This is a genomic window from Hymenobacter tenuis (assembly GCF_054780495.1).
On sequence record NZ_BAAGWF010000001.1, the window covers coordinates 563,227 to 575,909 of the forward strand.

Genomic DNA, 12,683 nt, shown 5'->3' on the forward strand with positions numbered 1-12,683 from the left:
CCGTAAATCCGCAACTTGCGCCAGTATGCTTCTGGTTTTTTTTCGGCGCTTCTGGGCGCTATTGTTCCTGCTCTTGCCTTTAGCGCTGCCCGCGCAAATTCCTATTGCTACTAGCCCTGCTCGCCTCCCAAACCCTGTTTGGCTGGAGAAGCTGGTGCGAGAGGCCGCAGCGCTGCAACGGCACCACGTGGGCGTGTGCATTACTGATGTAGTCACTGGCCAGCAGCTGTATGGCCTCAACGAGGATCGGTATTTCACGCCGGCCAGCACCATGAAGCTGTTCAGCCTGTACGCGGGCCTGCAATTATTGCCCGACTCCTTGCCCAGCCTGCGCTACGTAGTGCGCCCTGATACGCTGCTGTTCTGGGGCACCGGCGACCCGACGCTGCTTCACGGCGATGTGCCCTCGGGCCGAGCGCTGGCTTTCCTGGCTGGTCGGCCCGAAAAGCTACTGTATGCCGAAGTGCCTACCGTAACCACCTTCGGGCCGGGCTGGAGCTGGGATGACTACAACTATTATTTCCAGCCCGAGCGCAGCCCTTTGCCAGTGTACGGCAACACCGTGCGCTTCTACGCCAAAGCCGGCCAGCCCTGGCCGCGCCTATACCCGCGTTTCTTCCAGCCAATCACGGAGCTGGCTGCGTCCGGAGCTAGCAACCCAACCAACGACCATGTGCGGCGCGAGCAGCTTGAAAACCGCTTTGTGGTGTTTCCGAGCCCCAAAAATTGGGTTGATGAAACGCCCTTTCGCACCAGCCCGGCGCTGCTGCTCCAGCTGCTTCAGGACACACTACGGCGGCCCGTGCTGCAAACCCCGTTTCGGCTGCGGCCCCAGGATGCAGTGTACACCCTGCGCGGCTTACCCGTCGACTCATTGTACCGCCGGATGATTCGGGTCAGCGACAATTTTCTGGCCGAGCAACTGCTGCTCATGTGCTCCTCCACACTAGGTCTCGATTCGCTGAATACCGCCCGTGTCGTTCGCACCATGCAGCAGCGCTACCTACAGGACCTGCCCGACCCGGTAACCTGGGTTGATGGCTCTGGCCTGTCGCGCCTAAACCTAGCCACGCCCCGCACCCTAGTGGCCCTGATGCTGCGCCTGCACCAACAGGTAGAAGAGCCGCGCTTATTGAACTTACTAGCAGCTGGTGGAGGGCAGGGCACCTTGCGCCGCCGCTACCGTCCGGTAGCGGGCAAACCGTGGCTCTGGGGCAAAACCGGCACCCTCACCAACAACCACAACCTGGTCGGCTACCTGCGCACTAAATCGGGCCGACTGCTGGCCTTCAGCTTTTTCAACAATAACCTCCCCGGCGACGACGCACCCGTCCGTACCGAAGTGGAGAAAATCTTGACGCAGGTGCGAGACCGGCTATAGCCGCGAAGGCCACTTTATTCTGGCTTCGCGACTTTTACCTGGGTAGTGATGATGGATTTGTATACCAGCAAATCAACCCCTTTTTTGCTTCTGAGCGCTGTTTTTGTACGCCACGGAATATTGAATGCCACTTGGTTCTGGCAGTTGTTTTCTAGTGCTACCTCAAAATACAGCTTCTGACCATTGTCATGCCAGGCCAGTTTGTTGGCTTCGGGAGTTAAGGTCAGTACCTGCATTTTTCGGGGCTCAGTGGCTGCTACCTGCACCATATCAAGTGCCGCAAGCTCCTGCATGGGCTCTGAAAACGTGATTTCGTACGCGGCCTTTAGGCTGTTGGTGAGGTCAGCGTTTTGCAGAGGGCAGGCCGTAATGGTGGGTTGGCTGAGCTGCGGCTGAGTTTTCTTACACCACTTCAGTAGCGCCGGGTACAGGTCGCTGATTTTCTGGTTTTTGCCCTTCTTGTCATACAAGGCTTTCAATTTGGCATTGAACAAGGAGCTGGCAAAAAAGCCCCGGCTTTCGTTTTGCATGGCCCAGTCCTGAGCAACTTGTGGCGCTATCTGGGGAAAGGATTTGTACAGAAACAGATCGTACACAGCCCAGGTCATGTACTCATTAAACGTAGCTAGCGTCAGGTTCTCGTAGCCGCTGCCCGTGTCCCATTGCTTATTGCTGAAAGCCTGAGTTATCTGGGATGCGTGCTGGTCGCTTACTGGGTTTACAAAGCCATGATCCATCTCGGTAAAGAGCATATGGATTTCGGAGGCTTTCTCGGCTTCCGAGACCTGGGTGGGGGTAGTACCATCAATCACATAAGCTGGCAAGCTTACAAAATCAGTGGCCACGCCATTCACGGTGCGGTGGCAGTTCATGCGGTGTACCAGCGGCGAAATCACCACGGCATACTTCACCGGCGTCCAGGTGCCGCCCATCTCCACCTTCAGAAACGCCAGCATCTCGGGCAGCATCTGCGACTGTTGATACGCCACCGACAACGAGTCGTAGTAAGGTTTGTGGGCCTGATAAAACGCCCGGAAGCCCGAGGCCCGCACGAAATCATTTACTAGGCCCAGGTTATCCTCAAACGGCTTCATACCGTCTTGCGTCGCAAACGGGAAGCGCCGCTGCAACTGTCCATCGGCCCCGAAGTCGAAGGCATACGAGTCGGTGCGGAAGCTCAGATACTTGTCCCACTCCTTGCGCGAATAATTGACCTTAGCCAGCAGCGGATGCTGCATATACGGCCCAAAATGCGCCAGCACCTGCCGGTAGTACGTTGACTTTTTATACACCTCAAACTCATCCTCACGGCCGTACGGCGTGAGGGCTAGAATGATGTTGGTCAGCTCGTAGGGCTCGGAGCCAGTAATGGTAATGGGCGTTTCAGGCGCTGCCGCATAGCTGGCCGGCCCAAACCCAAGCAGCAGGCACAGAATGCCCAAAAGTCGCTTCATATAGTTGAGTAGCTATAATGGTAGTTTGATGCTGAAAGATACCTAGTAGAAGTACGCGCCGCGCGTAGGAGCACTTAGTACAGCACCCGGAACTTAATAGTGTGCTCCACTTTGCGCAACTCGCCAATTACTTCCTGTTCGTACTGCTTGTCGATGTCGGTAATCACGTAGCCGATGTGCTCGTTGGTTTTCAGGTACTGACCCAAGATGTTGACGTGGTGCTCGGCCAGTACATTGTTGATGCGGGCCAGCACGCCGGGCACGTTGTGGTGAATGTGGATGAGGCGGTGCGCTTGCTGCTCGGGCAGCTGGATATTGGGGAAGTTGACGCTCTGCTGGGTGTTGCCAGTATTCACGTACTGCATAATCCGCTCAGGCACAAACTCGGCAATGTTGCGCTGGGCCTCGGCGGTACTACCCCCAATGTGGGGCGTAAGCAGCACGTTGGGCAGCCCACGCAGCTCGCTCTCAAAGTTTTCGTGGTTGGTTTTGGGCTCGTACGGGAATACATCCACAGCGGCGCCGCCCAGGTGGCCCGAGCGGAGTACGGCGGCCAAGGCCGGCACATCTACCACGTGGCCGCGGCTGTTGTTGAGCAGTAAGGCACCAGGCTTCATCATGGCCAACTCCGTAGCTCCAATAAGGTTAGTGTTGGCGGGACGGCCATCTACGTGGAGGGTCACAATATCGGACTGGCGCAGCAGCTCCTCTAGGGTGCGGCACTTCACGGCGTTGCCTAGTTGCAGCTTCTCGGTTACATCATAGTAGAGCACCTGCATGCCCACGGCCTCGGCCACTACTGAGAGTTGGGAGCCAATGTTGCCGTAGCCCACTATGCCCAGCTTTTTGCCCCGAATTTCAAACGAGCCTTTCGCCGACTTATCCCACTCGCCCTGGTGCATTTTGGGGCTTTTCTCCGGGATGCGGCGGGCTAGCATGATGATTTCGCCGAGGGCCAACTCTACTACCGAGCGGGTGTTGCTGAAGGGCGCGTTGAATACGGGCACGCCTTTTTTCATGCAGCCTACCAAGTCAATTTGGTTAGTACCGATGCAGAAGGCCCCGATGCCGATCAGGCGGTTGGCAGCTTCCAGCACCCTAGCGGTTACCTGCGTTTTGCTCCGGATGCCCAATATGCTTACGCCCTCAATCTGCTGCACCAACTCATCTTCATCGAGGCCGCCGGGCACGGTTTCTACTTGGTAGCCTTCCTGGCGGAACATTTCGGCAGCGCGCGGGTCGGGGTTTTCGAGCAGCAGGACTTTAATGCGGTTTTTGGGGTAGGAGAGCGTCATCGGAAGCTTATTCTGGTAGAGAAATTCGTCGAAAGAAGGCAGAACTTCATCGGCACGCGCTACCACGGCTTCGCGGTGCACGTTTTCGGTGAAGGCATAAAAGCGGTTGGCGAGGCCCGCTTCGCGGATCTGGTAGTCGGTGTAGCCGTCGCCGAGGGCGTACACGTCGCCGTCGAGGTCGAGTTGGCGGAGCTGCAGAATTTTGCCGCCGTCGCGGCTGAGCACGTTTTCCGTATCAAAGCCTGAAATGCGGCCTTCGGCATCGAAGGTGAAGGTGTTGGCCAGCACGTGGTCGGCATCGATGCCAAACTCAGCCACCACGGGCTCGATAAACTCCCGGAAGCCGCTGCTGACAATGTACACGCGCCCCTGAAATTTCTCGAAAAAGCCGCGGTTGCGCTGAATGCTCTCGGATACCTTGCCGCGCAGGCGCTCTACCAGCAGCGGCAGGTGCTCGCGCCGGGCCGGCAGCAACGCCAGCCGCTGCTTCAACGACTCCGAGAAGTTTAGCTCGCCGCTCATGCCACGGTCGGTGAGGGCCCGGATGGCGCCTACTACTTCTTCGCGGTTGGGCTGACCCTGTAGGGCAATATCGGCTAGTTCATCAAGCCCTTCTACCTGGGTGAAGGTGCTGTCGAAATCAATAATAAGGTAGGGGAGCGGTTGGTACGTCTCGGGCATAATGGGGGCAAGGTAGAACGGAACCATCAATAGGTGGCAAGTCGGTTATGGCGCGTTCTACGATTTCAAACGAAAAACAACCGATGTGCTTGGCAGTGTAGTAAAGGGCTCGTTGCTTACTTTTAGCCTATGCACCAGATAGCGATACTAGCCTCTCTGCTAACCTTAACCGCGGCGCTGAAACCGGTTACCGTAACGTTTACGCGGATTACGGCAGCTACATATGCTGGTGCGCGCCAGAAAATGCGGCCAGTGGTACCACCAGTTACGTTTCCGGTGAAATCCCGCAACGGGCAGCTCATCATTCCTACCACGGCCGGGCCCCAGGTTTTTCGAGATGTTATAATAAACGAAGCCAGCCTCGCCCGCGGCATTTCCGAGGCCGAATCAACTATTTATACCTACCGCGGCTATTTAACAGGCTTCCGGCGGCATGTGGTGGAGGTTGGGTTCTATGAGTCAAGTGAGTGGTGGCTGGTTTCGCCGGAAGGCCGTCGCCTGACTTTATACGGCCCGCCTCAGTATTCGCCTGATCAGCAATGCATTGCTACTGTTTGCCCAGGGATTGAGTACGAAGGTGCTCAGCCCAATGCACTTCAGTTGTTTCAGCTGCAGGAAGGCGTGTTGCGCAAAGTATGGGAGGTGCAGCCCGAGAAATGGGAGCCAGAGGAGCTGTTCTGGGTCAGCCCCCAAACCCTTTACCTGAAGCGCGATGAAACGGCCGGAACGGACAAAAGAATACTTACCTACTGGAAGCTCACCATCGCGCCTACCACCTAAACACCCGCCACCCTACACTTCATAAAACTCAATGGGCAGGCCGTCGGGGTCCTGAATGAAGGTAAAGCGGCGGCTGGTAAACTCATCTACGCGCACCGGCTCTGAGGCTACGTTCTGCGCGTTCAGGTGCTGGATGGCCGCATCGAGGTCGGCGACGGCAAAGGCCAAGTGGCGCAGGCCTGTAGCCTCGGGCCGACTGAGGCGAGACGGCGTTTCGGGAAACGAGAACAGCTCCAGCAGGTACTGCCCGTTCAAGGCCAGATCCAGCTTCCACGACTGGCGCTCCTCGCGGTACACTTCGCGCATCACCTCCAGGCCCAGCACGTCGGTGTAAAAGCGCTTCGAGGTGGTATAGTCGGAGCAGATAACGGCAATATGGTGGACCCGGAGTATGGAAAGCATGAGGCGAGGAGATGAACGATTGAGCGCAAACAGATGAGTACTAGCTGCCCCGTGATGTAAGCCGCAGGAGCTAGCCAGGAAATGGCCCTAGAGTAAGCGCAAAAGGTAGTCACATTTCCGGGGCTGTACGGAGGACACTATCGGCTCTTGCGGGTGTCGAACCCTTATGGAGCTTACTGTTACTGCACACGCAGGGCCTCGCAGGACGGTACCCACTTGTCTTTCTTGCACACCTCACAGCGGGCAACACTGCCTTTGCTTACTTCCCGTAAGTGGCCACAGCAGGCACAAGCGTATAATCCGGCCTCTTCCACTCGTTGTTGGGTTTGCTGTACGCGCTCGGGCCAGATGGGCAAGCCGGGCTTAACTTCTTCATCTTCATAGAAATAGATGCTCACGTTGCCGGTAGCTTCCATGTAGGCGCGCCGGACTTGCCCTAGGTGCTCTATCTGATACTGGCGCAGCTCGCCAAATAGCTCTTTTTGCGTGAGATTCTGCTTTTCCAGGGCTTGATGCTTGATTTCACCGTTCTCAACCAAGAGGATAGGAGCGCCCTCCAGCCAGTCAGAAAAGCGAGGGAAACGCTCGGTGAGGCGGTTGAAGAGCAGATACAGGGCCGATACCATCACGAACACCACCGTCACGTGCAGCATGGGCACATCGTCGTAGAACATGGCGTCGCCGGCGGCGGAGCCCAGCGCCAGAATAATGCTGAGCTCAAAAATAGACAGTTGCCGTACCCCGCGGCGCCCGGTTACCCGCAAAGCCCCCAGAATAAGCAGGTAGGTGACCACGCACCGTAGCGCAACCTCTAGTAGAAATAACGGTGGCGCATCCTCGGATAAAAAGAAACGCTGCCAGTCGAAGGGCTTAATAGAAGCGGCAAGAAGCATACACAGGACGAATACTAGCGGTAGATGAAGGTGTCTAACGCAAGTTTTAGCTGAACAGTTAGCTTCTTACAACCTCAACGGACGGTGCCCAGGTGGCGGAGTAGGCGGTTAGCGGGCTTGGTAGGGGGTAGCAGAATTGAGCGGAAGCACCAGGTGCTGCGTAGAAGCAGCAAAGCCCAGTGCCGCCCAAAACTGCATGGCACCAGGGTTGGCAACGGCCACCTGCAGCTCCAGGTGGTCGGCGCCGTGGCGGGTGAGCCATTCTTTGGCGGTTTCAAACAGCAGGCTGCCTAGGCCCGTGCGCCTGTACTGAGGGCGCACAATGGTTTCGGCAATGTAGCCGCGGCGGTTAAAGTGCATACCGTTGTTGCCGATTTGGTACATGGCCACCAACAAGCCCGCAAGGCCGCCTTCTTTCTCAATCACGAAAAACCGAGTGTAGGGCTCTTGTAGGCGCTGGAGCAAAGAGCGCTTCAGCTCCGTTTCGGCCTGCCGGTGGTAGCCAAAAACGGGGTGGTAGGCTTCGTGCAGGTCCATCAGCTCACACCAGATGAGGTAGAGGCTATCAAGATCAGAGCGAGTGGCAGTACGAATAATCATCAACGAAACAAGGCAAGCGCAACAACAGACAGTAGCCGAAGTTAAGACGGAAAGCGCAGCATACACTACTACCTGAACAGTAACTTTTTGGGTTGGGGCGCTACACAGGTTGCTGCCTACCGTTGAGCTAGGGAATAATTGCCCAACAAAAGCCGGCCCCACCAGCTGGCTGCTAGCGGGGCCGGTTGGGGCCTTGCCTAAGCCTAGTGTTTTACGCGCTGGCTTGGTTCAGCTCCTGCACGTCGTCGGGGCTGAGCTGCAGTTCCGTGGCGTGCAGCAGTTCCGTTACCTGCTCAGGGCTGGTAGCGCTGGCAATAGGGGCCGTAAGGCCAGGCTGGGCGATAATCCAGGCTAGCGCAACCTGCGCCGGCGTGGCTTGCTGGCGGGCGGCTACGGCATCAAGCGCCCCTAGTATTTTCAGGCCTTTCTCATTCAGGTATTTCTGGCCAACTCCGCCGCCACGGGCGCTTTTCTTGAGGTCGGCTTCGGTGCGGTACTTGCCCGTCAGGAAGCCCGCGGCCAGGCCGTAGTACGGAATCACGCCGATGTTGTGCTCCTGCACTAGGGGCAGCAGTTGCTGCTCAAACTCGGCCCGATCGTAGAGGTTGTACAGCGGCTGCAACGACTCGTAGCGTGGGAAACCGTGCGCGGCGCTGGCCTCCATGGACTCCCGCAGGCGAGCCGCATCGAAGTTAGAAGCCCCAATAACACGCACTTTACCTTCCTTTACCAGCTGGGCGTACGCCTCCAGGGTTTCCTCAACGGGCGTCGTGGGGTCGTCCTTGTGCGACTGGTACAAGTCAATATAATCGGTTTGCAGGCGCTTCAGCGAGCCTTCCACGGCGCGCAAGATGTAGTCTTTTTTGAGGCCTTTATTTTCGGGGTTTACTTCCCAACCTACTTTGGTGGCGATGATGACGTCGTTGCGGCGGCCGCGCTGCTGCAGCCACTTGCCAATAATGGTTTCCGACTCGCCGCCCACGTGGCCCGGCACCCACACCGAATAGCCATCGGCGGTATCAATGGTGTTGCCACCGCCGGCCACAAACGCATCCAGAATCTGGAAAGAAGTAGCCTCGTCGGCGGTCCAGCCGAAAACGTTGCCGCCCAGCACCAGCGGGGCAATATGCAGGCCCGAGCGGCCCAGTTCACGATGTTGCATAAGGTAGTAGCTAATGAAAAGAGGATGCAATGAAACCGATTGGCATAAACTGCTTAGCGCCGCGTTAGGTTATCAGGGCCCGCTAAATGCGGGAGTGTGTTAGCTGGCCATGCTACCTTCACGGCCATGCTACGGACCCTTTTCTTACTGCTAAGCCTGAGTTGCCTGCTGCTGTTGGCAGCTGCTCCGGCTACCCCTGTTACAGAGCGCAACTTCCGGCCGCATTTTGAGCGCTATGGCGTGCAGGGCTCTATGCTGCTATATGATGCCTCGGCGGGCCGATTCCTGGCCTATAATGCTAAGCGCTGCCGCCAGGGTTTTTTGCCGGCTTCTACGTTCAAGATTCCGAACACCCTGATTGCGCTGCAAACCGGCGCCCTGCCCGATACGGCCGATATCTGCCGCTGGGATGGCGTGACGCGCGATTTTCCGCAATGGAACCAGGACATGACATTTGCTTGGGCCCTGCGCGTTTCGTGTGTGCCATGCTACCAGCAGCTGGCCCGCAAAGTGGGCGTGAAGCCGTATCAGGAGTGGCTGCGCAAGCTGCGCTACCCCGGTATTGTGGTCAAACCCAACACACTGGATACGTTCTGGCTGGATGGTGAATCGCGCATTAGTCAGTTTGAGCAAATTGCTTTCCTGCGCCGCCTGCACGCCGAAGCGCTGCCGCTGGATGTGCGCCATCAGCGCGCTGTAAAGCAGCTCCTCGTCCTGAAAAAAACACCCGCGTACACGCTAAGCGGCAAAACCGGGTGGCGCTTCCGCTCTGCTTCCAATGCTGATAATGGCTGGTTTGTGGGGTGGCTCCAGCGCGCAGATGGCCGCGTCATTTTCTTTGCGCTAAATCAAGAGCCACCAACTGGCCAACCCGCCAACAACCAGTTTCTGGTCAGCCGGCGGGCTATTGCCGAAGCGGTACTGCAAGAGCTAGGCTGGATGTAATGCCACCTGGGTTTGCGGCCGACGATGACCTAGTGCGGTACGAGCTTTTCCAGTACGCGCCAGCCGTGGGCCGGCACTACTAGGGTCTCGCCGGCCTGAAACTGCAACTGCTCACAGCTAAAAATGTCGGACCAGGTTCCGGCCGCATCAGAGGGTAGCGAAATGGTGCGAGGGGCGGCCGCACTATTGATAACGGTCAGAACGGCAGCGTCGTCCTTTTGGCGCAGGAAACCATACAGCTCCGGCGCACTAATTAGTCGCCGGAAACGACTGTTCAGGTCGCCGTTACGCAGGGCAGGGTGGCGGCGCTTGAGTTGCAGTAGGCGGGTGTAAAAATCCTGCAGCGGGTAGTTTTGCCAGTCAATGGGGTCTTTGTCGAAGAAGGCCAAACGTCGGTCTAGGGCCGCTTCCTGACCTGAATATACCAGCGGCATGCCCGGCAGCAGCACCGTAAGCACGGCAAACGGCAAGGCCAGCGGCCCCAGGCGCTCATACTCGGTGCCGTCCCAGCTGTTCACGTCGTGGTTGCTGGTAAAGTGCATCAGATACACCGAGGCGGGATATTTCGCCCGCTCGGCCGCCAGGTAGATGTCGATGTCGTGGAGCGGATGCTTTTCTTCGGCAATGTGGTCGAGCAGATAATGCAGGCGCAAGCCAAAGCACATGTTGAAAGAGCGCTCCATCAGTTGGGTGTCGGAGTTGAACTCCGACCAGCTTAGGCCCCCAGATGGATACAGCTCGTCCCACTCGGCCAGCATAAACAAGGGCTTCACCTCATCCAGCTCCAGGCGCGCTTCGTCCCAGAAATCCGTAGGCACGAGGCCGGCCACGTCGCAACGAAACCCATCAATATCGGCTTCGCGCAGCCAATACAGCAGGGCATCAATCATGTAGCGGCGCATGGCCGGCTGCCCGTAATCAAACGTGACGACATCCGTCCAGTCGGGCACGGGCGGAACTAGGTTGCCTTCAGCATCGTGCTGGTACCACTCGGGGTGTTCGTGCACCAGCGGGTTGTCCCAGCTGGTGTGGTTGGCCACCCAGTCGAGCAGGACGCGCAGGCCTAAGTTGTGCGCCGTTTTTACGAGGTGCTGCAGGTCTTCTAAGGTGCCAAACTCCGGGTTCACGCCAAAATAGTCGCGCACGGCGTACTGGCTGCCTAGGGTGCCTTTGCGCTCCAACTCCCCAATGGGGTGCACGGGCATCAGCCATACAATACTCACGCCCATGGCGGCTAGGCGCGGCAGGTGCGTCTCAAAGGCCCTGAATGTGCCCTCAGGGGTGTATTGGCGCAGGTTTACCTCATAGATGGTGGCGTTGGCGGCCCACTCCGGGTGACGAACCTGGAATAAGTGGGCATACGGATGCAGGGGAGTATCGGGCACGGCGAACGGACTTACGGATAGAGGAAAATCGGCTCCTGCCTACGCGAAACCTGCCATTGGGGCCGAACCATTTCAGAATTCTGGGCTAACTCTTTGCTCATCAGCAAGCAGACACAGAAACCAGAAAAGCGTGGTTGGGGGCAGGGGTAGTAGGGCGGAGTGCCGGACGAAGGGTAATGGTAGGTTTGACGCTTAAAACCAGCTAGTGTCGGGGTTGGGCAGCTGCTCGTACACCTCGTAGCTGTGGGGCGTGAGGAGCAGTTTGGATCCCGCCCCGAGCTTGATAATTTGCCCGGTGAATACCTCACGGTACACGCCTGGCAGCAACTCACGTAGCGGCAGCTCATGGGGCTGGGCGCCGGTATTCACGGCCACCAACACCGACGCCGCGTTCTTGCGCCGCACAAAGGCGTAGGTTTCAGGGCTGGCGGTGGGGGCAATGCGCGTAAACTCGCTGCACGGGTCGCCGTTGCGGAGGGCGGGGTGGCGCTTTTTAAGCTGGAGCAGGGTAGTGTAGAACTCCTGCAGGGGGTAGTCGTTCCACGGAATGGTGTCCTTATCAAAGAAGCGCAGGCGTTTTTTCAGGGCTGCTTCCTGGCCGCTGTACACCATCGGGATGCCCGGTAGCAGGGCCGTCAGCACGGCTTGGGGCAGCGCATCTTTGCCCAGGCGCTCGTACTCGGTGCCATCCCAGCTGTTGATGTCGTGGCTGGTGGTAAAGTACATGAGGTAGGCCGAGGCCGGATAGCGGGCGCGCTCTACCTCGCGGTAGGCATCGAGGGCGGCGAAGGACTGCTGGCGGCGGCTAATGCTGTCGAGCAGGTAGCGCATACGCAGGGCATAGGTGGCATCAAAAGCCTGCTCTAGCATGTGGGTATTGGGCGTGAACTCACCTTTTTTCAGGAAGGGTGGGTTGTGCAGCTCGTCCCACTCGGCGAGCATAAACACGGGCTTTACTTTTTCCAGCAGGGGGCGCGTCTGGTTCCAGAACTCCATGGGCACGAGGCCGGCTACGTCGCAGCGGAACCCATCAAAATCGGCCTCGCGCAGCCAATACACCATGCTTTCCTGCATATAGCGGCGCAGATCGGGCTTGCTGTAATCCAGGTCGATGACGTCCTGCCAATCGGCAACGGGCGGCATGAGCTGGCCTTTGGCGTTGCGCGTAAACCACTCGGGGTGCTCTTGCAGCAGCTTGCTGTCCCAGCTGGTGTGGTTGGCAACCCAGTCCAGAATCACGTGCATGCCTAAGGAGTGCGCCGTTTTTACGAGGTGCTGCAAGTCCTCTAAGGTGCCAAACTCCGGGTTCACGGCCCGATAATCCTGAATGGAATACTGGCTGCCGAGCGTGCCTTTGCGCTTTTCCTGGCCAATGGGCTGCACGGGCATCAGCCACAGAATGCCCACCCCCATTTTCTGCAGGCGCGGCAAATGCGTTTCAAAGGCCCGAAATGTGCCCTCCGGGGTGTATTGCCGAATATTCACTTCATAAATACTCGCCGAATCTGCCCACTGGGGGTGGCGAATAGTGTAGGCTTCCGGGGCATCGGGGGCGCAAGGGGTGGTGGGCTGCTGGTTACAGGCGCCAAGTAGCAACCCAACCAGCAGCAATAGAAAAGCACGAGACATGGCGAAACTTACCGTTTTCCGGGCACTTAGCCGTTACCATCGGGCTACAAAAAAGTCGGGCCGCATACCATGCAGC

At 57.8% G+C, this 12,683-nt stretch carries 11 protein-coding genes; 3 read left to right on the forward strand and 8 right to left on the reverse strand.

The genetic code is table 11. From position 1 onward, the window contains the following. The first annotated feature begins 25 nt into the window (after positions 1 to 25). Positions 26 to 1,381 (forward strand): D-alanyl-D-alanine carboxypeptidase/D-alanyl-D-alanine-endopeptidase, encoded by a 1,356-nt coding sequence (locus ACYVGU_RS02505; protein ID WP_460620769.1) that lies wholly within the window; start codon positions 26 to 28, stop codon positions 1,379 to 1,381. A gap of 14 nt (positions 1,382 to 1,395) precedes the next feature. Here ACYVGU_RS02505 and ACYVGU_RS02510 read toward each other — a convergent pair whose 3' ends face one another. Together ACYVGU_RS02510 and serA are read right to left on the reverse strand one after the other, a co-directional pair. Further along, positions 1,396 to 2,835, reverse strand: a complete 1,440-nt coding sequence (locus tag ACYVGU_RS02510) for a DUF4932 domain-containing protein (protein WP_460620770.1) — start codon at positions 2,833 to 2,835, stop codon at positions 1,396 to 1,398. 74 nt (positions 2,836 to 2,909) lie between these two features. After that, entirely contained in the window at positions 2,910 to 4,811 is a 1,902-nt protein-coding gene (gene serA, locus ACYVGU_RS02515) for a phosphoglycerate dehydrogenase (RefSeq protein ID WP_460620771.1), read from the reverse strand. 129 nt (positions 4,812 to 4,940) lie between these two features. Between serA and ACYVGU_RS02520 the strand changes: the two genes are divergently transcribed. After that, positions 4,941 to 5,591 (forward strand): hypothetical protein, encoded by a 651-nt coding sequence (locus ACYVGU_RS02520; RefSeq protein WP_460620772.1) that lies wholly within the window; start codon positions 4,941 to 4,943, stop codon positions 5,589 to 5,591. A 12-nt stretch (positions 5,592 to 5,603) separates the two neighbouring features. On the opposite strand, the gene gloA2 is transcribed toward ACYVGU_RS02520, so the two are convergent. The 4 genes from gloA2 to ACYVGU_RS02540 all read right to left on the reverse strand — a co-directional run bounded on the left by gloA2 (position 5,604) and on the right by ACYVGU_RS02540 (position 8,648). Continuing rightward, positions 5,604 to 5,993, reverse strand: coding sequence for a VOC family protein (gene gloA2, locus ACYVGU_RS02525; protein WP_460620773.1), 390 nt, complete (start codon positions 5,991 to 5,993; stop codon positions 5,604 to 5,606). A 179-nt stretch (positions 5,994 to 6,172) separates the two neighbouring features. Beyond that, positions 6,173 to 6,886: a DUF421 domain-containing protein gene (locus tag ACYVGU_RS02530; protein ID WP_460620774.1), complete on the reverse strand. Its 714-nt coding sequence runs from the start codon at positions 6,884 to 6,886 to the stop codon at positions 6,173 to 6,175. A 108-nt stretch (positions 6,887 to 6,994) separates the two neighbouring features. Then, on the reverse strand, positions 6,995 to 7,486 hold the full coding sequence (locus ACYVGU_RS02535) for a GNAT family N-acetyltransferase (protein WP_460620775.1): 492 nt from the start codon (positions 7,484 to 7,486) through the stop codon (positions 6,995 to 6,997). Positions 7,487 to 7,697: 211 nt separating this feature from the next. Further along, positions 7,698 to 8,648, reverse strand: a complete 951-nt coding sequence (locus tag ACYVGU_RS02540) for an aldo/keto reductase (RefSeq protein WP_460620776.1) — start codon at positions 8,646 to 8,648, stop codon at positions 7,698 to 7,700. A 126-nt stretch (positions 8,649 to 8,774) separates the two neighbouring features. Here ACYVGU_RS02540 and ACYVGU_RS02545 point away from each other — a divergent pair, with 126 nt between their 5' ends. Then, a complete protein-coding gene (locus tag ACYVGU_RS02545; protein ID WP_460620777.1) occupies positions 8,775 to 9,593 on the forward strand; it encodes a penicillin-binding transpeptidase domain-containing protein in 819 nt (272 codons plus the stop codon). A 29-nt stretch (positions 9,594 to 9,622) separates the two neighbouring features. Here ACYVGU_RS02545 and ACYVGU_RS02550 read toward each other — a convergent pair whose 3' ends face one another. Next, positions 9,623 to 10,978 carry an alpha-amylase family glycosyl hydrolase gene (locus ACYVGU_RS02550; RefSeq protein ID WP_460620778.1) on the reverse strand — a complete coding sequence of 452 codons (1,356 nt, stop codon included), beginning with the start codon at positions 10,976 to 10,978 and terminating at the stop codon, positions 9,623 to 9,625. A 192-nt stretch (positions 10,979 to 11,170) separates the two neighbouring features. Next, complete coding sequence (locus ACYVGU_RS02555; protein ID WP_460620779.1) at positions 11,171 to 12,607, reverse strand: alpha-amylase family glycosyl hydrolase; 1,437 nt, start codon at positions 12,605 to 12,607, stop codon at positions 11,171 to 11,173. Between the last annotated feature and the right edge of the window lie 76 nt (positions 12,608 to 12,683).

Bases quoted from the DNA above. Each gene is read 5' to 3' on its own strand.
- ACYVGU_RS02505 (WP_460620769.1), top strand. From the start codon at position 26: ATGCTTCTGGTTTTTTTTCGGCGCTTCTGGGCGCTATTGTTCCTGCTC.
- ACYVGU_RS02510 (WP_460620770.1), bottom strand. From the start codon at position 2,835: ATGAAGCGACTTTTGGGCATTCTGTGCCTGCTGCTTGGGTTTGGGCCG.
- serA (WP_460620771.1), bottom strand. From the start codon at position 4,811: ATGCCCGAGACGTACCAACCGCTCCCCTACCTTATTATTGATTTCGAC.
- ACYVGU_RS02520 (WP_460620772.1), top strand. From the start codon at position 4,941: ATGCACCAGATAGCGATACTAGCCTCTCTGCTAACCTTAACCGCGGCG.
- gloA2 (WP_460620773.1), bottom strand. From the start codon at position 5,993: ATGCTTTCCATACTCCGGGTCCACCATATTGCCGTTATCTGCTCCGAC.
- ACYVGU_RS02530 (WP_460620774.1), bottom strand. From the start codon at position 6,886: ATGCTTCTTGCCGCTTCTATTAAGCCCTTCGACTGGCAGCGTTTCTTT.
- ACYVGU_RS02535 (WP_460620775.1), bottom strand. From the start codon at position 7,486: ATGATTATTCGTACTGCCACTCGCTCTGATCTTGATAGCCTCTACCTC.
- ACYVGU_RS02540 (WP_460620776.1), bottom strand. From the start codon at position 8,648: ATGCAACATCGTGAACTGGGCCGCTCGGGCCTGCATATTGCCCCGCTG.
- ACYVGU_RS02545 (WP_460620777.1), top strand. From the start codon at position 8,775: ATGCTACGGACCCTTTTCTTACTGCTAAGCCTGAGTTGCCTGCTGCTG.
- ACYVGU_RS02555 (WP_460620779.1), bottom strand. From the start codon at position 12,607: ATGTCTCGTGCTTTTCTATTGCTGCTGGTTGGGTTGCTACTTGGCGCC.